The 21264-nt window shown below is 68.4% G+C and carries 19 protein-coding genes; 13 read left to right on the forward strand and 6 right to left on the reverse strand.

Translation table 11 applies throughout. From position 1 onward, the window contains the following. Nucleotides 1-46: 46 nt before the first annotated feature. The 5 genes from ABLE94_RS14715 to ABLE94_RS14735 all read left to right on the forward strand — a co-directional run bounded on the left by ABLE94_RS14715 (nucleotide 47) and on the right by ABLE94_RS14735 (nucleotide 8515). Nucleotides 47-3550, forward strand: coding sequence for an ATP-binding protein (locus ABLE94_RS14715; protein ID WP_348809102.1), 3504 nt, complete (start codon nucleotides 47-49; stop codon nucleotides 3548-3550). Between the two features lie 107 nt (nucleotides 3551-3657). Then, nucleotides 3658-5055, forward strand: coding sequence for an FAD-binding oxidoreductase (locus ABLE94_RS14720; RefSeq protein ID WP_348809103.1), 1398 nt, complete (start codon nucleotides 3658-3660; stop codon nucleotides 5053-5055). A 73-nt stretch (nucleotides 5056-5128) separates the two neighbouring features. After that, nucleotides 5129-6334 (forward strand): cysteine desulfurase family protein, encoded by a 1206-nt coding sequence (locus tag ABLE94_RS14725; protein ID WP_348809104.1) that lies wholly within the window; start codon nucleotides 5129-5131, stop codon nucleotides 6332-6334. Then, complete coding sequence (gene mnmA / locus ABLE94_RS14730) at nucleotides 6334-7464, forward strand: tRNA 2-thiouridine(34) synthase MnmA (protein WP_348809105.1); 1131 nt, start codon at nucleotides 6334-6336, stop codon at nucleotides 7462-7464. Before ABLE94_RS14725 ends, mnmA begins: the two co-directional genes overlap by 1 nt. 10 nt (nucleotides 7465-7474) lie before the next feature. Further along, entirely contained in the window at nucleotides 7475-8515 is a 1041-nt protein-coding gene (locus tag ABLE94_RS14735; protein WP_348809106.1) for a uroporphyrinogen decarboxylase/cobalamine-independent methonine synthase family protein, read from the forward strand. A 94-nt stretch (nucleotides 8516-8609) separates the two neighbouring features. Here ABLE94_RS14735 and ABLE94_RS14740 read toward each other — a convergent pair whose 3' ends face one another. After that, nucleotides 8610-8990, reverse strand: coding sequence for an MmcQ/YjbR family DNA-binding protein (locus ABLE94_RS14740; protein ID WP_348809107.1), 381 nt, complete (start codon nucleotides 8988-8990; stop codon nucleotides 8610-8612). A 188-nt stretch (nucleotides 8991-9178) separates the two neighbouring features. Between ABLE94_RS14740 and ABLE94_RS14745 the strand changes: the two genes are divergently transcribed. Beyond that, on the forward strand, nucleotides 9179-9454 hold the full coding sequence (locus ABLE94_RS14745) for a GlsB/YeaQ/YmgE family stress response membrane protein (protein ID WP_348806661.1): 276 nt from the start codon (nucleotides 9179-9181) through the stop codon (nucleotides 9452-9454). 67 nt (nucleotides 9455-9521) lie between these two features. Beyond that, entirely contained in the window at nucleotides 9522-11594 is a 2073-nt protein-coding gene (ligA, locus tag ABLE94_RS14750; RefSeq protein WP_348809108.1) for an NAD-dependent DNA ligase LigA, read from the forward strand. Between the two features lie 79 nt (nucleotides 11595-11673). On the opposite strand, the gene ABLE94_RS14755 is transcribed toward ligA, so the two are convergent. Both ABLE94_RS14755 and ABLE94_RS14760 read right to left on the reverse strand, forming a co-directional pair. Then, a complete protein-coding gene (locus tag ABLE94_RS14755) occupies nucleotides 11674-12183 on the reverse strand; it encodes an O-acetyl-ADP-ribose deacetylase (RefSeq protein WP_348809109.1) in 510 nt (169 codons plus the stop codon). 87 nt (nucleotides 12184-12270) lie between these two features. Then, complete coding sequence (locus ABLE94_RS14760; protein WP_348809122.1) at nucleotides 12271-12939, reverse strand: ACT domain-containing protein; 669 nt, start codon at nucleotides 12937-12939, stop codon at nucleotides 12271-12273. Between the two features lie 153 nt (nucleotides 12940-13092). On the opposite strand from ABLE94_RS14760, the gene ABLE94_RS14765 reads away from it, so the two are divergent. The 3 genes from ABLE94_RS14765 to gatA all read left to right on the forward strand — a co-directional run bounded on the left by ABLE94_RS14765 (nucleotide 13093) and on the right by gatA (nucleotide 15600). After that, entirely contained in the window at nucleotides 13093-13671 is a 579-nt protein-coding gene (locus ABLE94_RS14765) for an antibiotic biosynthesis monooxygenase (protein WP_348809110.1), read from the forward strand. Nucleotides 13672-13792: 121 nt separating this feature from the next. Then, a complete protein-coding gene (gene gatC / locus ABLE94_RS14770; RefSeq protein ID WP_348806665.1) occupies nucleotides 13793-14107 on the forward strand; it encodes an Asp-tRNA(Asn)/Glu-tRNA(Gln) amidotransferase subunit GatC in 315 nt (104 codons plus the stop codon). Next, entirely contained in the window at nucleotides 14104-15600 is a 1497-nt protein-coding gene (gene gatA / locus ABLE94_RS14775) for an Asp-tRNA(Asn)/Glu-tRNA(Gln) amidotransferase subunit GatA (RefSeq protein ID WP_348809111.1), read from the forward strand. The genes gatC and gatA overlap by 4 nt, the downstream gene beginning before the upstream one ends. On the opposite strand, the gene ABLE94_RS14780 is transcribed toward gatA, so the two are convergent. Both ABLE94_RS14780 and ABLE94_RS14785 read right to left on the reverse strand, forming a co-directional pair. Beyond that, nucleotides 15570-16811, reverse strand: a complete 1242-nt coding sequence (locus ABLE94_RS14780; RefSeq protein ID WP_348806667.1) for an alpha/beta-hydrolase family protein — start codon at nucleotides 16809-16811, stop codon at nucleotides 15570-15572. The two genes, gatA and ABLE94_RS14780, sit on opposite strands and share 31 nt — an antisense overlap. Before the next feature lie 5 nt (nucleotides 16812-16816). Further along, on the reverse strand, nucleotides 16817-17416 hold the full coding sequence (locus ABLE94_RS14785; protein WP_348806668.1) for a hypothetical protein: 600 nt from the start codon (nucleotides 17414-17416) through the stop codon (nucleotides 16817-16819). A 270-nt stretch (nucleotides 17417-17686) separates the two neighbouring features. Here ABLE94_RS14785 and ABLE94_RS14790 point away from each other — a divergent pair, with 270 nt between their 5' ends. From ABLE94_RS14790 to ABLE94_RS14800, 3 genes are all read left to right on the forward strand, one after another. After that, nucleotides 17687-18961 (forward strand): sensor histidine kinase, encoded by a 1275-nt coding sequence (locus ABLE94_RS14790; RefSeq protein WP_348806736.1) that lies wholly within the window; start codon nucleotides 17687-17689, stop codon nucleotides 18959-18961. Nucleotides 18962-18971: 10 nt separating this feature from the next. Further along, nucleotides 18972-19673 (forward strand): LuxR C-terminal-related transcriptional regulator, encoded by a 702-nt coding sequence (locus tag ABLE94_RS14795; RefSeq protein ID WP_348809112.1) that lies wholly within the window; start codon nucleotides 18972-18974, stop codon nucleotides 19671-19673. A gap of 126 nt (nucleotides 19674-19799) precedes the next feature. After that, on the forward strand, nucleotides 19800-20834 hold the full coding sequence (locus ABLE94_RS14800) for a 6-phosphofructokinase (RefSeq protein WP_348806670.1): 1035 nt from the start codon (nucleotides 19800-19802) through the stop codon (nucleotides 20832-20834). Nucleotides 20835-20863: 29 nt separating this feature from the next. On the opposite strand, the gene ABLE94_RS14805 is transcribed toward ABLE94_RS14800, so the two are convergent. Then, the gene (locus ABLE94_RS14805; RefSeq protein ID WP_348806671.1) at nucleotides 20864-21094 is read right to left on the reverse strand and encodes a PspC domain-containing protein; all 231 of its coding nucleotides are present in this window, start codon (nucleotides 21092-21094) and stop codon (nucleotides 20864-20866) included. Nucleotides 21095-21264 lie beyond the last annotated feature (170 nt).

The following is a 21264-nucleotide window of genomic DNA, read 5'->3' on the forward strand; positions in this document are numbered from 1 at the left end:
TAGGCGACATCTGGATCGGACGATCGATGCAAGCGAGGAATCCGGCATGCGGGAGTACTTGGTGCTGGGGCCGCTGGAGGTACGACGCGACGGCGTCCCCGTCGAATTGGGCTCACCGAAACAACGGACGGTGCTCGCGGCGCTGCTCCTGGCACGCGGCGGTGTCGTCTCCAGCGATCGTCTGATCGACACCGTCTGGGGCGACGAACCGCCCTCGGCGGCCACCACGAGCCTGCAGGCCTACATCTCGAATCTGCGGCGCGCACTGCGCGGCGACCGGGGGGAGACCTCCCCGATCCAGCGGGTCGCCGCGGGCTACCGACTCGACCTCGGTGCCGACCGGCTGGACCTGATGACCTTCGGCGACCTCGTCGCCGGCGCCCGGGCGGCGCGGGACGAGGCCCGGTGGGCCGACGCCCTCGCCGACGCGCACGCGGCGCGCGCCCTGTGGCGCGGCGAGCTGCTGGGCGACGAGGGGACCGATGCGGGGTGGATCGTGGCCGAGGCGGCCGCACTCGCCGAGGCACGCATGGCCGTCGAGGACACCCACATCACCGCACTGCTGGCCGCCGGCGACACCGGCGGCGCGCTCGCCGGGATCGTCGCCCTCCGTGCCCGGGACCCGTTGCGCGACAGGGGAGTATGGCTGCACATGGTGGCCCTCTATCGGGCCGGTCGATCCACCGAGGCGCTCGAGGTCTACCGCAGGCACGCGGCGCTCCTCGACGAGGAACTGGGGCTGGCACCCGGCGGTGAACTCATCGAATTGCAGGGCGCGGTCCTCCGGCACGATCCGGTCATCGCGGCCTGGCCACGCGCGCCGCACTGGTCGGGCGCCACCGAGGTGGCCATGCCGACCGAGGCCGAGAAGCCGGTGGCGGTGGCAGCCCCGTCCGTCGACGACGCCGTCGACCACGTCCCACTCGTGGGTCGTGCAGCTCAAACTGAGCGCATCGCAGCACTTTTCGACGGTCCTGCGACCACCAGATGGCTGATGCTCAGCGGCCCGGCCGGAATCGGCAAGACCCGCCTCGCCGAGGAGGCGGCCCGTCACGCGCAGGCACTCGGCGACCTCGTGGTGTGGGTGCGCTGTCCCGACGCGGAGGGCGTTCCGGCGTGGTGGCCTTTGCGGCAACTGTGCCGGGCACTCGATGTGCCACCGGCCGACGTGCTCACCGTGCCCGCCGGCGTCGACGCCGACACCGCCCGCTTCGCGGTGTACGAACACGTCCAGACGATGCTGGAATCGGTGGCGCCGCAATCATTGACGGTGATCGTCGACGACGTGCACTGGGCCGACGCGATGACCCTCCGCCTCCTGGCCTACCTGACGACCGTGATGCACACCGTGCCGCTGCGCGTCATCGCCACCGCCCGCGACGGCGAGGGCGGCGACGACACCGAGCGACTGCGCACCGCGTTCTCCCGGGCCGGCGGCACCCTGATCGCCGTGCCGCAACTCGCGCGCGCCGAGGTCGCCGAACTCGTCCGCGTCGTCGCCGATGAGACGCTCGGCCCGACCGACATCGAAACCCTCACCCGGCGTACCGGCGGAAACCCGCTGTTCGTCTCGGAGTTCGCACGGCTGCCACCCGAGGAGCGACGTCGCGAGATGGTCCCGGCGGCGGTGCGGTCGGTCCTCGACCGACGGCTGCTCTCCCTGGACCCCGCGGTCCTGGAAGTGGTCGGATATGCCGCGGTCCTCGGCGAGGAGATCGACGTGACCCTGCTGGCCATGGCAATGGACCGGGACGTCGCCGAGATCGCCGACTGCCTCGACGAGGCCGTCGACGAACGCATCCTGGTCGCCGCGGCGACCGGCGGGCGGACACGTTTCGCCCACGCCCTGCTCCGCGACGAGGCACTGTCGACGATCCGTCCGCTGCGCCGCTGCCGCATCCACCTGCGATTCGCCGAGGTCCTCGCCGCCGCCGGTGGGGTGGACACCGCGCCGCGCCGGGCAGCGCACCTGTTGGAGGCGCGTCCGGTCGCCGACGCTGTCGAGGTGGTGGCCGCCTGCCGCGCGGCCGCGGACGAGGCCACCGCACAATGGGATTCGCAGACCGCGGCATTCTGGCTCGACGCGGCGCTGCGCACCCACGAATCGGTGGCGGTGCCCGGCGGCGATACCACCGCACGCGATGACCTGCTGATCGCGTTGCTGGCCGCCCGGGCCCGCGCCGGGCAACTCCAGATGGTTCTCGACACGGCGGAAACCCGCCTGTACCAATCGATTCGGTCCGGCGCACGGTCCACCGTGGGACGGTTGGCGAGCAGCCTGATCCGGGCCGGTGGGTCGTGGCCGTGGATGGGCCCGACAGACGAGAACGAGAGCCTCCTCGCCGCGTTGAGCGCGGCCGCGACCGCCGTCGCGACGGAACCGGCAAGCCTCGCCCGGGTGCTGGCGGCGTCGGCGATCGGTCACTGCTATCACCACGATCCGGCCGTCCCCGCCGAACTCCTCGCCGCGGCAGATGATCTCGCCGCACAACTCGGTGAGGATGTACTGGCCGACGTCACGCTGGCACGCCTGATCACCTACGCCGGCGTGGCCGAATACGCTGCCGTATCCCTGAATTGGGCGGAGACCCTGCGTGGGCTCACCTACCCCGACGCCGACGTCGACGAGGTCATCGTCGACGCCGCGTTGACGATGGCGACCATGACGCTCGGTGACATCGACACGACCGAGGCGCTCGTGCGCCGTGGCATCGCGGGCAGTGAGAGGCTCCGATTGCCGATTCTGCGGGCGCAGTTGCGGTGGATGGAGATGTCGCTGGCCGCGTGGCACGGTGATTTCTCGCTGGCCCGCAGCCACTACGAAACCGCCGTCGCGGTGCACGAGCAGACCGAACTGTATGTCGCCGGCAGCAATTGGATGGCCATGATGGCCCTGGCCTGCGAACGCGGCATGCTCGACGAGGTCGTCGACACCGAAGGGCTGCAGCCGCTGGACTGGGCCCGGCGGGTCAGCGAGGGTGCCACCGACAACAAGATCGCCGTCCTGCTCGCCGCGGGGATCGCCCGGATCGCCGGAGCGGAGGGCGACCGCGCTCTGGCGCGCACGATGATCACCATGTGGGTCGACGACGATCGGCCCATGGTCTGGACGTCGCTGTGCCATGGTGTCCTCCTGGCGCACGTGGTTGCCGAGCTCGGAATGGTGGAGTTCGCACCGGCATTCATCGACCATCTGACGCCGTACGAGGACTGCATAGCCGCATTGGGTCACGTGGGTTGTGTGGGTCCGGTCGCCCTGGCCCTCGCGGAGTTGCACTATCTCGTCGGCGACGAGAAACGTGGTTACGACGCCCTGGTCACGGCGCATCAGATCGCCCGACAGGGACGTGGGGTGCCCTCGACCCTGCGATGCCGGTTGCTCGCCGCACAGTTGCAGCCACCGTCGACGGACCGGTCGGAGATCCTGGCCGAGATCGAGTTCCGGGCCCGCTCCCTGGGCATGACGCAGGTCGCGGCGACCGCGGGAACGCTGCTCGCCGAGTCCGTCGAGGCCGGTGGGACAACAAGTTCCACCGCCGTGATCCGCTGACGGTTCCCGCTCCAAGGACGTTCCAAGAATGGCGCAACCGACCCGCCGCATCCTCTGAGTGCATCGATCAACCAGCACCGCTGGACCACAGTCACACAGGAGAACCCATGTCATCGATCCCCGAGGCGACTCGCCCCGTAGCCGCCGACCCGATCACCGCCGACGTCACCGCGCTGCAGGCCGCCGTTCGCGGCGCCGTCCACCGTCCCGGCGACCCCGGATATCCGTCGGTGACGTTCAACGTCGCCGTCGCCCAGAATCCGTGGGCGGTGGTCGACGTCGCCGACGCGGCAGACGTCGCCGCGGTGATCGGATTCGCCTCCGCCCACGGGATGACGGTCGCCGTCCACGCCACCGGACACGGCGCCACCGTCATCGGTGACGCGACGATCATGGTGCGCACCGCCGCGCTCGACGACTGCACTGTCGACCCGCAGACACGCACCGCGCGCGTCGGCGCCGGAGTGCGGTGGCAGACGGTGATCGACGCCGCCGCACCTCACGGCCTGGCGCCCCTGTGCGGCTCGTCGCCGACCGTCGGCGTGGTCGGACTCTTGAGCGGCGGCGGGATCGGGCCACTGGTCCGGACCGTCGGCATGTCCGCGGATCACGTGCGGTCCTTCACGGTGGTCACCGGCACCGGCGCCGTCAAACAGGCCACACCCGAGATCAATCCCGAACTGTTCTGGGGGCTGCGCGGCGGCAAGTCCACCCTCGGCATCATCACCGAGGTGGTCATCGAACTCCCGCCCATCGCCGAGATCTACGGTGGCGCACTGTACTTCGACGGCGCGGACGCCGACGCCGTGCTCCGCGGCTGGCGGAACTGGGCGCAGGGGCTGCCGCGTGAGGTGAGCACCTCCCTCGCGCTCCTCCGACTGCCCGAGATGCCCGACGTCCCGCCGATGCTGGCCGGGCGGCTCAGCGTCGCGGTCCGCGTCGCCGTCGTGGGCGACCTCGCCCACGGCCCCGACCTGATCGCGCCGCTGCGGACCCTCGGCACGGTGCTCCTCGACGCCGTCGGCGTCATGCCCTACGCACAGGTCGGGGCCATCCACGCCGATCCGACGTCGCCGATGCCGGCTGCCGAATGCGGGACCTTGCTGCGCGAGTTCACCGACGACGCGGCCACCGAACTGCTGCGGGTCGCGGGACCGCAGTCGGGCTCGCCGCTGACCATCGTCGAACTGCGGCTGCTCGGCGGTGCACTCGCCGACCGGCCCGCGGTGCCCAGTGCCTTCTGCCACCGCGACGCCGCCTACACCCTGCACACGATCGGCGTGCTGATCCCACCGATCGCCGAGATGGTCATCGCCGCCGGAGTGCAGACCGTCGAGGCGCTACGACCCTGGGCGCACGGCGGTGAGATGCCCAACTTCGCGACCACCGACGACCCGGCGCACATCCGCCGCTGCTACGACGAGGACACCGCCGCCTGGCTGTCGGCACTGGCCGAACAGCACGATCCGCGCGGGGTGCTCCACGTCGGTCAGGTGGTTCGATGACCGAGTCCCCACGCCGATGTGGCGGCGTCAGGAATTTGTCGCTGCCGATCACGCGTTTATCCTTGGCATCGACATGTCTTTCGCCAGCCGAGTGCCCGTCTACCTCGACCACGCCGCATCGACCGCGATGCGTCCGGAGGCGATCGAGGCGATGAATGCCGTCCACGCCCAGCCCGGCAATGCGTCGTCGTTGCACGGGTCGGGTCGGTGGGCGCGTCGTCTGCTCGAGGAGGCCCGCGAGACCATCGCCGCCGCCGTGGGTGCGCGGCCGTCCGAGGTGATCATCACCAGCGGCGGCACCGAGGCCGACAACCTCGCCATCAAGGGGATCTACTGGGCCCGACGGCAGGCCGACGACCGCCGCCGGCGGGTGGTGATCTCCGCGATCGAGCATCACGCGGTCCTCGACGCCGCCGAGTGGCTTCAGGCGCAGGGCGCCGAACTGGTGATCCTGCCCGTCGACACCCAGGGATTCGTCTCGCCGGCCGATCTGCGTGCCGAACTCGCCGAGCACGGCGCACAGACCGCGCTGGTCTCGGTCATGTGGGCCAACAACGAGGTCGGCACCATCGAACCCATCACCGAGTTGGCCGCGATCGCGGCGGAATTCGGCGTGCCCATGCACTCCGACGCCGTGCAGGCGGTCGGGCACATCCCGGTCGACTTCGCGGCGAGTGGACTCTCCGCGGTCAGCATCGCCGCCCACAAGTTCGGCGGGCCGCAAGGTGTCGGCGCCCTGCTGCTCGGCCGCGACGTCGCGTGCGTGCCGTCGCTGCACGGCGGCGGACACGAGCGGGATGTGCGGTCGGGAACCCAGCCGGTGGCGGCGGTCGTCGGAATGGCCACCGCACTGCGGCTGGCCACCGAGGAACTGGCCGAGTCGATGCGTCAGGTGGCCGCGCTGCGTGACGAGTTGTTCGCGATCCTGCTCGACGTTCCGGGCAGCAGCGCCAACGGACCGATGGATGAGCGACGCCTACCCGGAAACGTCCACATCTCGTTCGAGGGCTGCGAGGGGGACTCGTTGCTGATGCTCCTGGACGCCAACGGTGTCGAATGCTCGACCGGTTCGGCCTGTACCGCCGGTGTCGCGCAGGCCAGTCACGTGCTCCTGGGCATGGGCATCGACATGGCCAGCGCGCGCGGATCGCTGCGCTTCTCCCTGGCACCGACCACCACCCGCGCCGACATCGAGACCGTCGCCGATGTGATCGGCGAGGTCGTCGAACGGGCCCGCGTCGCCGGGCTGGTCGCCTCCCCGAGCGGGAAGGCCCGCTGATGCGCGTACTGGCGGCGATGAGTGGCGGCGTCGACTCGGCGGTCGCCGCGGCCCGCGCGGTGGAAGCCGGCCACGACGTCGTGGGCGTACACCTGGCCCTGTCCACCGCACCGGGGGCGTTGCGCACCGGCTCGCGGGGATGCTGTTCTCGTGAGGACGCCGACGATGCGCGGCGGGCCGCCGACGTGCTGGGCATCCCGTTCTACGTGTGGGATTTCGCCGATCGGTTCAAGGATGACGTGATCGACGAGTTCGTCGAGGCCTACGCCGCCGGTCAGACCCCGAATCCGTGCCTGACGTGCAATGAGAAGATCAAGTTCGCGGCTCTGGCCGAGAAGGCGATCGCGTTGGGATTCGATGCGCTGGCCACCGGTCACTACGCACAGCTGACCGACGGGGAGCTGCGGCGGGCGGTCGATGCCGACAAGGACCAGTCCTATGTGCTGGCCGTGCTCACCCGCGAACAACTCGACCGCGCGATGTTCCCCATCGGCGACACCCCGAAGACGCGGATCCGCGAGGAGGCGGCACGTCGCGGGCTGTCGGTGGCCAACAAGCCGGACTCGCACGACATCTGCTTCATCCCGACCGGCGACACCCGGGCGTTCCTGGGTGCGCGGATCGGCATCCGTCCGGGCGCCGTCGTCGACGCCGACACCGGTGAACGCCTCGCCGACCACGAGGGCGTGCACGGCTTCACGATCGGGCAGCGCAAGGGCCTCGGTATCGAGGCGCCCGCCGCGGACGGGCGGCCACGGTATGTCACCGACATCGATCCGGAATCGGGAACTGTCCGAGTCGGATCCGAGGAGCACCTGCAGGTGTGGTCGATCCGGGCATCGCGTGCGGTGTGGACCTCCGGGCAGACGCCCGACGGACCGTTCGAGTGCATCGTCCAGGTGCGTGCGCACGGCGGGATGGCGCCGGCGCTCGCGACCCCGATCGACGACGCCGACGGCCCCGGCATCGAGATCTCGCTGGCCGAACCCCTGACCGGCGTCGCCCGCGGACAGGCGGCGGTTCTGTACCTCCCCGACGCGCAGCGCGGTGACCTCGTGCTGGGCTCGGGACGCATCAGCGTGACCTCGTCGACGCGACCCGCCGACACCCACTCGGTTCCGGCACGGTGAGCACCGGCCGATGAGCCAGCCGCCCACCCGCGTGGGAACCGGCGTCGGTTCCATGCCCGGCACCGACCCGAAACAGGCCGCGGCCGTGGTCAATGGTGAACTGGACTTCGCCCATCTCGCCGAACTTCCCGCCCGCGGCATCGGCGCCGACATGATCGGGCGGATGTCCGCGATCCTGGTGGACATGCCCATCGACGCATCCACCTGGGGCTACCGGCTGGGCACCCGGGGATCATCGGTGGTGCGTCGCGCCCGTGGCTTCCTCGGCGCCGATCTCGATGCGGTGGAAGAGATCTGGGATACCGCGGGCTTCATCGGTACCGGGCGGGCCGTCAAGGTACAGGCGGCGGGGCCGTTCACCCTGGCATCCTCGATCGAATTGACCAACGGGCACAGGGCGATTCGCGATCCGGGGGCGCTGCGTGACCTCACCGATTCGGCCGTGGAGGGCATCGGAACGCACATCGCCGAGGTCCGACGCCGGTTGGGTGCGGAGGTGACCGTGCAGATCGACGAACCGATGATCGGTGCGGTCCTCGACGGCACGGTGCCACCGCTGACCCGGCTCGACGTTATCCCGCCGCTGCATATCGCCGACGTCGCGAACTCGTTGGAATCGATGGCCGACGGTATCGACGCGCCGATCATCATCCACAATTGCGGTGCGCCGCGCTGGGATCTGATCGCCCGGGTACCCGGGGTCGCCCACAGCGTCGACATCAGCGCGGCCACCGCCTCGACGGTCGGTGCGGCCGCACTCGACGCGGAGACACTCGACGGCATCGGCGTGCTCCTCGACCGGGGTGATGTGCTCGTCGCCGGCGTGGTTCCGGCGGAGCGGGAACGGCCGGGTCTGGGTGCCGAGACCGTTGCCACGTCGCTGGCGGCGGTGATCGACCGCATCGGATTGAATCGAAAAGTGCTGTCGGAGAAGGTGATCGTCACACCCACCTGCGGTTTGGCGGGCGCCTCCCCACGCTGGGCGACGACGGCCCTCGGCATCTGCGCCCAGGTGGGGGAGCTGCTGGCCACCGATCCGGACGCCTTGTAGCCGTCGACCGCGGTAGCTGCGCGTTCTGCTCCCACCCGCGCGGAATGCATGGTGCGCATGTGGGAGTTGCGCGTGCACCTACGGTCGGTGATCGTCAGCCGTCCAGCTTGGCGACCGAACGCTTCGGGGCGATCTGCCGGTAGCTCGCGTCGAGGAGTTCGGCGACCTCGGTCCAATCGGCATCGTCGTCGAGCAGGATCCCGAGCCACCCGTAGGGGCCCAGGTACGCGGGCAGGAAGAACCTCGGATCGGCGCTCAGCGCGTCCCGCTCGGCGGGGTCGGGGATGAACAGCAACGACTGATCATGCCGGGGCCCGCCCTTCTCACCGCCGCCGTAGTTGCCGAACATCTTTCCGCACCGGAACGTCGGGCGGCCGTGTGCGACAACCTCGGTGGTGTCCGGGAGGGCGAGCGCGATCTCGCGGACCCGGATCAGGTGCGGATCGGCGTCGTCGAACATGATCGGATGCGGCATGGGTGTCCTCTCCGCGCGTGGGCCGGAACCTCTTGCGCCGTACCGTACGCGAATCGGGTGACATTGCAGTGCGGTCTCGGATTCCCGAGGTCCTCGCCACAGCGGAGACGCGGACGTAGGCTGCGAACAGATCACGTCGAGCAGCGAGCGTGGTCCGCCATCGAGTAGGACAAACGAAGGAGGCGGCCATGTTCATGACCATCATCAGCGCCATCGTGGTGGGCGCAATCATCGGAGCACTGGCGCGACTGGTGATGCCGGGCAAGCAGGCGATCGGCGTGATCATGACCATCGTCCTGGGGATCGCCGGATCACTGATCGGGTCCTGGATCTGCTATTCGCTCTTCGGATACAGCAACGACAACGGCGGCTGGAAGGTCATCCCGTTCATCGTGGGAATCGCCGTCGCCGCGGCGCTGATCGCGGGGTATGTCGCACTGATGGGGCGACGCGCGGTGCACTGACCCCGGGTGAGTGGCGGGCGGCCGGAGGTCGACGAGGTCTGTCGGGGGGCTCCGATACCCTCATGACGTGGCAGATGAGGAGCAGACCCCGATCGATCCCGGCATCCGGGAGCAATGGTCGACGCTCGCCGAAGAGATCCGTGAGCATCAGTTCCGTTACTACGTGAAGGACGCCCCCGTCATCTCCGACGGAGAGTTCGATCGGCTCCTCCGCCAACTGCAAGAACTCGAGGACGCGCACCCGGAGCTGGCGACCGCCGACTCGCCGACGAAACTCGTCGGCGGCGGATTCTCCACCGCGTTCACCCCGGTCGACCATCTCGAACGAATGTTGTCGTTGGACAACGTCTTCGACGCCGACGAGATGCGGACGTGGGTCTCACGCGTCGAGGACGAGGTCGGTGCCGGTGTCGAGTACCTGTGTGAACTCAAGATCGACGGCGTGGCGCTGGCCCTGGTGTATCGGAATGGGGTCCTCGATCACGCGGTCACCCGTGGTGACGGCCGCACCGGTGAGGACGTCACCCTCAACGCCCGCACCATCGAGGACGTCCCGGCACGGCTGACGGCGTCACCGGAGTATCCCGTCCCCGACGTCCTCGAGGTGCGTGGAGAGGTGTTCTTCCGGGTCGAGGATTTCGAGACGCTCAACGCGTCGCTGGTGGCCGACGGCAAACCCCCGTTCGCCAATCCCCGCAACTCCGCGGCCGGTTCGCTGCGGCAGAAGAATCCGCAGATCACCGCTCGCCGTCGGCTGCGGATGATCTGCCACGGGGTGGGGCACACCGAAGGATGGCGGCCCGATTCACTGCACCACGCGTATCTGGCGTTGGGAGCCTGGGGCCTGCCCGTCTCCTCGCACACCACCAAACTCACCGGCGCACAGGCGATCCTGGACAAGATCGATTATTGGGGTGAGCATCGCCACGACGTCGAGCACGAGATCGACGGGATCGTCGTCAAGGTGGACGATTTCGGGCTGCAACGCCGGCTGGGGGCGACGTCGCGGGCCCCGCGCTGGGCGATCGCCTACAAGTATCCGCCCGAAGAGGTGACCACCAAACTGCTGGGAATCGAAGTGGGCGTGGGACGTACCGGGCGCGTCACGCCGTATGCCGTGCTCCACCCGGTGCTGGTGGCAGGCTCCACGGTGGCGCGCGCGACCCTGCACAACGAGTCCGAGGTCAAACGCAAGGGCGTGCTCATCGGTGACACGGTGACCATCCGCAAGGCCGGCGACGTCATCCCCGAGGTGCTCGGCCCCGTCGTCGACCTCCGCGACGGCAGCGAGCGCGCGTTCGTGATGCCCGATCGGTGCCCGGAATGCGGTGCGCCGCTGCGCCCGGAGAAGGACAGCGACGTCGACATCCGATGTCCCAACGCCGAAAGCTGTCCGGCACAGTTGCGGGAGCGGCTGTTCCACCTGGCCGGGCGGGGATCCTTTGACATCGAGGCACTCGGATACGAGGCGGCGACGGCACTGTTATCGGCCGGGGTCCTGAAGAACGAGGGTGACCTCTTCTCGCTGACCGCCGACGACCTGATCAAGACCACCCTGTTCACCACCAAGAACGGTGCGTTGTCGGCCAACGGGAAACGGCTGCTCGCCAACCTCGACAACGCCAAACACGTTGCGCTGTGGCGGGTTCTCGTCGGCCTGTCGATCCGCCACGTCGGGCCGACCGCCGCACGGGCATTGGCCACCGAATTCGGTTCGCTCCAGGCCATCGAGGACGCCACCGCCGAACAACTCGCCGAGGTCGAGGGACTCGGGGCCACCCTGGCCACCAGCATCCGGGACTGGTTCGGCGTCGACTGGCATCGCGAGATCGTCGACAAGTGGCGTGCCGCAGGCGTGTCCATGGAAGACGAACGCGACGAGTCGATCGCCCGCACACTCGAGGGCAAGACCATCGTCGTCACCGGATCGCTGCAGGACTTCTCCCGCGACGGCGCCAAGGAGGCCATCCTGGTCCGCGGCGGGAAGGCGTCGGGGTCGGTGTCGAAGAAGACCGACTATGTGGTGGTGGGGGATTCACCCGGCAGCAAGGCCGACAAGGCCGAACAACTCGGTGTGCCCGTCCTCGACGAAGACGGGTTCAAACGACTCCTGGAAACCGGTGACGCTGGAAACCGGTGACGCCGAACCGAGTTGAACATCGCTGCGGCACAACATGTCTCGGCACACCATGTCTCGGCACGGCTCGTCCTGTGGCAGCTCATTTCGTGACAGCGCTGAACGCGTCGAAGGCGCGATCATCGAACAACACGAAGCGGACCTGTGTGACCGAGGTGTCGGTGGCCCGCACCGTGGCCGCGGCGATCCGGGCTCCGTCGTCGATCGGCCACCCGTAGATTCCGGTGGAGATGGCCGGGAACGCCACCGACGTCGCACCGAGTTCGTCTGCGACCCGCAGGGATTCGCGGTAGCAGGAGGCGAGGATCGCCGACCGGTCCTGGTGCGCCGAGTAGACCGGGCCCACTGTGTGGATCACCCACCGCGCAGGCAGGCGCCCGGCGGTGGTGGCCACGGCCTGCCCGGCGGGCAGGCCATCGGGAAATCGCGTGGCGCGCAGATCCCGACATTCGGCGAGGATCCCCGGACCACCCCGACGGTGAATGGCCCCGTCGACGCCGCCACCACCGAGCAACGACGAGTTGGCCGCATTGACCACGGCATCCACCGATTCGACGGTGATGTCACCCCGGACCAATGCGATCTCGACCACCCTGCGATTGTCGGCGCAGTTCTGGCCGGGGGCAAGGGGCTGTGCTCAACCCACCGGGCTCAATCGGCTGGGGTCACCCGCTGTAATTCAACTTTCGGCGCGCAGAACCGTCGAGACGATACCGGCGAGGTATCCGAGCCTCGCGATCTCCGACGGCCGAAAATCGGGACCGCCGATGCGGCCCAACAGGATTGCCTTCGCACCGTCACCCAGCGGCGCCGCCGCCATCCGCGTGTCCATGTCCTGCCACGCCTGCGGAACCCACTCGGCCTCCGAATCGAGTTGCGTCGCAGTGGTCAGCGGCAGCCAATCGGCCGTGGTCAGTGGGGTCTCCGGCGCACCCGAACTCCCGAACAGCTGCAGGACGCCGCCGGCCGCCCGCGTGATGACGGTGGCCCAGGAGACTCGGAGCACGCGGGGCGCGTTGTCGACCAGGATCTGCAGTCGGTCATTGCCGGCGGTGGCGACCTTGTCGACCAGTTCGAGTTCGCGATGGGTGTCCAACACACCCGAATACGGCCGAATCGAATCGACCCGCACGCCCTTGACCTTCTCGGCGGCGGTGATCAGCGCGTCGGGCAGTGATCCCGGCGCGACCTCGACGACCAGATCGTCGACCGCATAGCCCTCACCGCGTTCGACGACCTCCAGGGAGAGGATGTCGGCGCCCACCGATCCCAGTTGCACGGCGAGCAGACCCAGGCTGCCCGGGCGGTCTTGGAGGTAGACCCGTAGGAGGTACGACACGACGAGCATTGTCGCACCGGCGGGCGTGGCGTGCTCGGGGCGGTGCGCCGCCGGCGGATGCCCGGTGGTGACGTCGATCACGTCGACGAGGGACGAGGTGGTCCGTTCACGGTTGTCGGCAGCGAACGTGCGTCCGGCCGGTGCAGCCGTGACGATGGGGGAATGACGGATCCAGCCGAGAACGCGGTCGACGAGTCCCCACACGTCACGACGTCGGTGGCCCGCCGCATCCAGCCGGGCCGCGAACACGACTTCGTGACCTGGACCGACGCCGGTATCGCGTTGGCACGCACCTTCCCGGGATTCCTGGGCGGAGGCTGGCTGCGGTCGACCAGGAAACCGGACGAGTACTACGTCGTCTACCGATTCGCCGACGAGGGCGCGCTCGACGACTGGAATTCGTCGCCGGTGCGCAAGGCGTGGTTGTCCCGCGGAGAGGGTGTGGCGGTCGAGTACGCGACGCACCGGCTGTCCGGGATCGAAGGGTGGTTCGAGCCGCAGCACAACCTCACCAACGCGGTGAAGGTCGTCGGTGGGCCACCGCCACGCTGGAAGCAGGCCATCACCATCTGGCTCGGGTTCTTCCCGATGTCCCTGCTGATCAACGTGCTGGTGCTCGCCCACCTCGACGGCGTGCACATCGTCCTGAAAACGCTGATCGGCACCCTCATCAACACGCCGCTGATGGTGTACCTGGTGTTGCCGTGGATCACCGCCCGCCTCTCCAGGTGGCTGCACTGACCGTGCCGAGTCCGCCGCCGGCGGCGGCGTCTAGGCTTGATGGCGTTGTCGGCACTGTGCCGAGGAGCGGATGAGGTGCGCCCTCGTCTTCGAGTGCCAGGTCAGAAAGGACACGATCGACATGTCAGGGCAGTCAGAGTCCGCGATCACCCGCGAGGAGGTCGCCCATCTCGCGCGGCTGTCGCGACTGGCACTCGACGACGAAGAGCTCGACGTCTACGCCGCGCAGCTCGATTCGATCCTGGCGCACGTCGCCCAGGTGTCGGAGGTCGCTGCCGACGATGTCCCGCCGACCGCCCACCCGGCCAAGCTGGCCAATGTGCTGCGCGCCGACGAGGTGGTGCCCGGCCTGACCACCGAGCAGGCGCTCTCGGGTGCGCCGGCCGTCGAGCAGGACCGTTTCGCCGTTCCGCAGATCCTGGGGGAAGAGCAGTGAGCACCGAATCCGCCACCCGCACCGCGAACGAGATCACCGGTCTGTCCGCCGCCGACCTCGCCGCGAAGATCGCCGCCGGTGAGGTCTCCTCGGTGGAGGTCACCCAGGCCCACCTCGACCGTATCGCCGAGATCGACGATCAACTCGGCGCATTCCTGCACGTCAGCGGCGCGGAGGCGTTGGTCGCCGCCAAGGCCGCCGACGATGCGATCGCGGCCGGGGAGGCGCCGTCGGCGCTGGCCGGTGTGCCGATCGCACTCAAGGACGTCTTCACCACCACCGACGCACCCACCACCTGCGGATCGAAGATCCTCGAAGGCTGGGTGCCGCCCTACGATGCCGCGGTCACCGCCCGGCTGCGTGCCGCGGGCATCCCGATCCTCGGCAAGACCAACATGGACGAGTTCGCGATGGGTAGTTCCACCGAGAACTCCGCCTATCAGGTGACCCGAAATCCGTGGGATACCACCAGGATTCCGGGTGGCTCCGGCGGTGGCAGCGCTGCGGCGCTCGCGTCGTATCAGGCGCCGCTGGCGATCGGCACCGACACCGGTGGCTCGATCCGGCAGCCGGCCGCGGTCACCGCGACGGTCGGCGTCAAACCCACCTACGGCACCGTCTCGCGGTACGGACTGGTTGCCTGCGCGTCGTCGCTGGATCAGGGCGGTCCGTGTGGTCGCACCGTGTTGGACACCGCGTTGCTGCATGAGGTGATCGCCGGTCACGATCCGCGCGACTCCACCTCGATCGACGTTCCGGTCCCGGATGTGGTCGGCGCCGCACGCGCCGGTGCCGCAGGCGATCTCGCCGGTGTGCGGGTCGGTGTGGTCCGTGAGTTGCAGGGTGAGGGCTATCAGGCGGGGGTCTTGGGCTCCTTCGAGAAGGCCGTCGCGGAGTTGACCGCGCGGGGCGCCGAGGTCGTCGAGGTGTCGTGCCCGAACTTCACCTACGCGCTGGGTGCCTACTACCTGATCCTGCCCAGCGAGGTGTCGTCGAACCTCGCACGCTTCGACGCCATGCGCTACGGATTGCGCGTCGGCGACGACGGACGCCACAGCGCCGAAGAGGTCATGGCACTGACCCGGGAAGCCGGATTCGGTCCAGAGGTCAAGCGCCGCATCATGATCGGCACTTACGCGTTGTCGGCGGGCTATTACGACGCCTACTACGGTCAGGCGCAGAAGGTGCGCACGCTGATCGCCCGCGACTTCACCGCGGCATTCGAATCCGTCGACGTCCTGGTCTCGCCGACCACCCCGACCACCGCCTTCCCGATCGGGGAGAAGGTCGACGATCCGCTGGCGATGTACCTGTTCGACCTGTGCACGCTGCCGGTCAACCTCGCCGGGGTGGCCGCGATGTCGGTGCCGTCGGGCCTGTCCGCGGACGACGGACTGCCCGTCGGTTTGCAGATCATGGCTCCGGCCCTTGCCGACGACCGGCTGTACCGGGTGGGCGCGGCCTATGAGGCGGCGCGCGGCCCGATCGCCTGAATCTGCTCGCGCCCATAACGGTGACCGGTTCCGACCGGCCCGTCGAGTGACGCCAGCAGATCTGCCGACGCCTGAATGAATGAGGCGACAGGCAGCCACGGCGGCCTGTGCACCGGCCTGCCCACCCGTCGGGTTCCGTCCGGTGGCGTGGGTCGATGCCACAGCGATCGCACCGACCAGCGGGTGACCGGGTCGGAGTCGTTGGCCACGATGGTGCGCGGCGAGGACGATCGACCGGTGTCCACACTGTCTGCCGGTACCCCGGCCAGCATGGTCGCACTCACCGCACCGGGGTGGGTGCGTTCGGCCCATGCCCGGGCGCGATCGGCCCCCAGCGCGCCGAGGCTCTGCCCGTAGAGATACACGCGGGGCAGACGCGCACCACCGGGTCGGCGATCACGCGCGTCGAGCACGTGACGCAACAGCGCGATCGCGCTGCGCGCGGCCGCATCGGGGTCGGTGAGGAACACCCGCCATGACGATGCATCCGCATACGGCAAGGTGAGTATGGCGACACCGGTGTGCCGGCCGCCGGGTGGAATCCGGCGTGCGGGCAGAAGCTGACCCGTGGGACGAATCTGGCTGCCGCCGAATCGATCCTGAATCTCGGCGATGGCCTGGGGGTCGACCCAGCCGGAGCCGGTCGGTACCGCGATCACCACAGCGGCGCCATCGAGCCCGCCACTGCGGACCCACTGTCGAGTGATCGCGGCCGCCGCTGTGTCGGTGTCAGTCGGTGGGTGGTCGGTATGAGTGGCCGCTTCCGCCTGGGCGGGTGGGGCGATCGAGCCCGCGACGACGGCTGTCAGCAGACTGGCGATGACGACGGCGCGACGTGACGTCCAGACGGAGATCGCGAATGTGGCAACGGCAGTCCCGAGCATCATCCACCAGTACGTCACGCCGATCGATGCGACACCGAGATCTGTGCGAATGGTGTTCTGCCACGCGACATTGGCGCTGACGGTGGAGGCCGCGGCGAGAGTGGCGACCGCCGGTATCAGGCGTCGGCGTGGCGACGAGTCCGCGGTTCGTCGGCACGTGGACAGGCGTGCCGCGATCGTGGCGATTCCTACGCATCCGGCGACGACGGCTGCCGAGGAGCCCGTGGAGCGAGGCAGCGAGCCGGGCCACAGGGCGATGATCAGACCGAGTGCGGCCGAAATCGGGACGCAAGCATGCGGTACCTCGACGGCGCGCGAAGTCCGCACGGCCATCATCGTTCACCGCCGATGACACCAAGGTTTCCGGCGACAGCCTTCCACAGTGTCGTCATCACGATGTGCGACAACGACTCTCGTGAGACCGGGGCTTCGCCGTTCTGGCGCCAGGTGTTGACGGCCAATCCGATTCGGCTGGCCTCCGCGGCGGCGGCACAAGGAGTTCCGGTGCAGTCGGCGCGCATGCGATCGATCAGCATGCGATCGATGGCGAGTCTGGCCGACGGCGGCAGCGGCGCACCGGCCCGTGCGCTGTAGCGGAGCAGATCATACCCGAAATCGTGTGTCTTGCAGAGTGGTTCAAACCTCGACGGTAAGGGTACCGGTGAGGAGCACCGTCCGGTCGGGTTGACCGGGTATCCATCCGCCAAGAGTGGTCGGTAGCCGATCACTCGTGCGAAATCCGGAGGTAGGTACCGAAGGGTCTGGGCAGGGTCAGGGCCGACCAGGGCGTCGACCGCCGACGTGGCGGCCGGGGAATTGCGCGCGGTCGACAGATCGGCCAACTGTCCGCCGGCCGTTGCTGCCGGAACACGAATCGCGGTGTGGATGAGGGCGACCGCAAGCAGACACAAGCTCCACAAGATGATTCGCATGACACGGTGTCGGCGTTGGACCGGTCGGTGATGGTCCGGTGGGTGTGGTGCTACGGACGCGTTCGGATCATCGTCATGCTGCAAGGTCATGGTTCTCGACGCTAGGAATCGCACACGCCTGCACACATCGGTCGCAGCGGTGGTTCTGTCTCACGACGTCGGAGCGGGGAGTGACGTGCGAGGTAGCTACCCGGTATCACCCGCATCTCCCTCTGCGGTATGACGACACCGAGGTCCGCACCCTCTAGCGTGGAGCGGGAGGTGAGTGACATGTTCTTGCGCGTAGTTCGTCAGATCGGCAGCGCGGCCGCCACGGAGATCCGGGGTCTGCCGGTGGTACAACATCCCGATGTCCGCGCCTATCTACGGTCGCCGGTCAACTGGTTCTTCCTGATCTTTGCGGTGGTGTTGTTCACCGTGGCATGGCCGACGCTGCCGGAGACGCATGACCTTCCGTCGTATGCGTTGCCGGTGACGGCGGCGATGGCGACGCTGCCGCTGGCCCTTGCATGGGCGGCGCCCCTGTTGGGGTGGGCGGCCTGTGTGATCGCCGCGCAGCTGATCGGGTTTCTGGTGCCCACCGCCAATGGCTGGCCGTGGACGATTCAGGTCACCCAGATCATTGCGCTGCTGGTGCTGACGTTCGTGGCGTATCTGCGGTGTCCGTTGCGGTACCTCGCCCCGGTGTGGTTGGTGTCGGCAGCAGCGTTCGCGCTTGCAGCCCCTCCCACCGTCCGAGTGGGGTGGGTGTTCGGCGTGACATCGATGGCGGTGGTCGTTGCCTTGCTCAGAGGGTTGCTCAGCTCCCGCAGGCAACTGGCGGTCAGTGCCGAGGAGACCAAGGCGGCCGAATCGGTGACCGCGGTCCTCGAAGAGCGGGCCCGCATTGCCCGCGACCTGCACGATGTTGTGGCACACCGGATGTCGATGGTGGTGGTGATGGCGCAGACTGCGCGTTACCGCATTCCCGATGTCGGCGATGCCGCCGCTGCCGAGTTCGATGCCATCGCGTCGGCCGCCCGAAACTCGCTCGATGAGGTCCGGCAACTTCTCGGTGTCCTGCGTCTCGACGGGACACAGGCCAGTGCGGCACCCAATCCGGGTCTCGCCGATATCGATTCGCTGCTCGACCACACGCGGTTGGCGGGGGCGTCGGTGACGGTGTCAAACACGCTTGATCATGCGGAGTTCGCGGAGTCATCGGCGCTGGTCATCTACCGCATCGTGCAGGAATCCCTCGCCAATGCGACACGACACGCGCCCGGCGCCCCGATCGCGGTGACCCTCTCGCCTGCTGACGATGGTGCCGAAGTGACGGGCGCCGAGGTGACGGTGGCGAACGCGGCTGGTACCGACGCACCGCTCGATCTCGGCGGCGCGGGTGTCGGGATCACCGGCATGAGCGATAGGGCACGGGCAGTCGGTGGATGGCTGACCGCGCATCCCACTCGCGATGGCGGATTCGTGGTGCGTGCGCACATCCCGGCCATTGCCGGCCGCGGTGTCGTCGAGGTACCGGGTGGGTTCGCCACGGTGTTCGGGTAGCGTTGCGGCCGTGCCGATCACGCTCGTCGTCGCCGATGACCAGGCAATGGTTCGTCAAGGCTTCTCCGCGTTACTTGCCGCGCAACCGGATTTCGCGGTTCTCGGCGACGCCGCCGACGGCGTGGCGGCGCTCGAGGTATGTCGACGCGTGAAACCTGACGTCGTCCTCATGGACGTGCGGATGCCGCGCAAGGACGGAATCTGGGCGGCCGCCCGGATTCTCGGATCGGGCGCGTCGCTCGGATCGGGCGGGCCGGCAGGCGCGCAACTCCCCGCCGACGGGGCTTCCGGGCGCACCAAGGTGTTGATGCTGACGACTTTCGACATCGATGACTACGTGTACGAGGCCCTGCGGGTCGGCGCTTCCGGGTTCCTGTTGAAGGACGCTCCCGCAGACGAGTTGGTCCGTGCGGTGCGGGTGGTCGCCGCCGGTGAGGCGTTACTCGCCCCGTCGATCACCCGGCGGCTGATCCGCGAGGTCACTGATCGGCGTCCCCGTCGACCTCGATCCGACGCTGTCGACATCCTGACGCCGCGTGAACGTGAGGTGCTCGACCTTGTCGCCGACGGGAAGTCCAATCACGAGATCGCCACCGAACTCTTCGTCGCGGAGCAGACGGTGAAGACGCATGTGAGCAGTGTGCTGGCCAAGTTGTCATTGCGTGATCGTGCGCAAGCCGTCGTGTTTGCCTATGAGAACGGTCTCAAGTGAGGTGTTCGACGCTCAGGCGGGCCATCGCACGTCCGGCACGAGTGCTCCCAGCGCACTAGATTGAGTGCTGTTCGGGGACGGGACAACCGTTCGCGGAATCAGACGCGGCAGGAGGCACTCAGCGGTATGGCCAAGCGATTCGGGATACTCACGTCCGGCGGCGATTGCCCGGGACTCAACGCGGTGATCCGTGGAGCCGTCCTCAAAGGGGAAACCGTCTACGGCCAGGAGTTTGTCGGATTCCGCGACGGCTGGTACGGGCTGGTCTACGGCGACATCATCGACCTCGACCGCAGCGTGGTCCGTGGCCTGTCGAATCAGGGCGGCACGATCCTGGGGACCAGCCGTTTCGGGCCGTACTCCGAGCCCGACGGCGGTCCGGAGAACATCAAGAAGGTGCTCAAGAACCTCGGCATCGACGGGGTGATCGCCATCGGTGGTGAGGGCACCGCGTCGGCGGCGAAGCGGTTGTACGAGGACGGCATCAACATCGTCGGCGTCCCCAAGACCATCGACAACGACATCAACGCCACCGACTACACCTTCGGTTTCAACACGGCCGTCGAGATCTCGACCGAGGCCATCGACCGGCTGCGCACGACCGGCAACTCGCACAAACGCTGCATGGTGCTCGAGGTGATGGGCCGTCACGCCGGGTGGATCGCGCTGAACTCCGGCATCGCCGGCGGCGCCCACGCCATCCTCATCCCGGAGCAGCCGGAGAGCATCAATCAGATCTGTGCGTGGGTGACCAGCGTCAAGAATCGTGGCCGGTCACCGATGGTGGTGGTGGCCGAGGGGTTCAAGCTTCCGGACATGGATTCCGCGCACTCGACCAAGGGCCTCGACGGCTTCAACCGTCCCCGACTGGGCGGAATCGCCGAGGTGCTGGCCCCGATGATCGAGGAGCGCACCGGCATCGAGACCCGGGCTACCGTGTTGGGGCATATCCAGCGGGGTGGTACGCCGACGGCGTTCGACCGGGTGCTCGCGACGCGGCTGGGGATGGCTGTGTCCGATCTCGTCGCCGACAAGGAGTGGGGTCACATGGTGGCGTTGCACGGTACCGAGATCGCCCGGATCACCTTCGATCAGGCGTTGGCCAACCCCAAGACGGTGCCGCTCGATCAGTATCAGGAGATCCGCGTCATCTTCGGGTGATCGGTGCGCCTCGGGGTTTGCTGTCGGCCTCAGGCCGGGTCGCGGGGGATGACGATCCACAACAGCAGGTAGAGGAGCACCTGCGGGCCGGGGAGCAGAATCGAGGCGACGAACAGGACTCGGATCAGGGTGGGATCCCAGCCGTAGCGTTGGGCGATTCCACCGCAAACGCCGCCGATCCAGGCGTCGCTGCGCGATCGGGTGAGTCGTCGCTCCGGCGTTGGTTGCGACAGTCGGGTGGGTGAGTAGTCGGTGGTCATCGGGCAATTCCTTTCGTGATCGGTGATCAATCATCGTGTGAGTTCCACGGTAGGAGCGGGCGAGGGGAACCACATCGGGGTTCCCCCGTAGCGTGCACCCGGAACTTTCTCGGGCCCTGGGGTCCGTGAGTGCCTCACCCGTCGGGCCCGGTGCGTCGGTCGCCGCATAA

It is taken from the genome of Gordonia sp. VNK1 (assembly GCF_040049135.1).
Taxonomy (GTDB): Bacteria; Actinomycetota; Actinomycetes; order Mycobacteriales; family Mycobacteriaceae; genus Gordonia; species Gordonia oleivorans.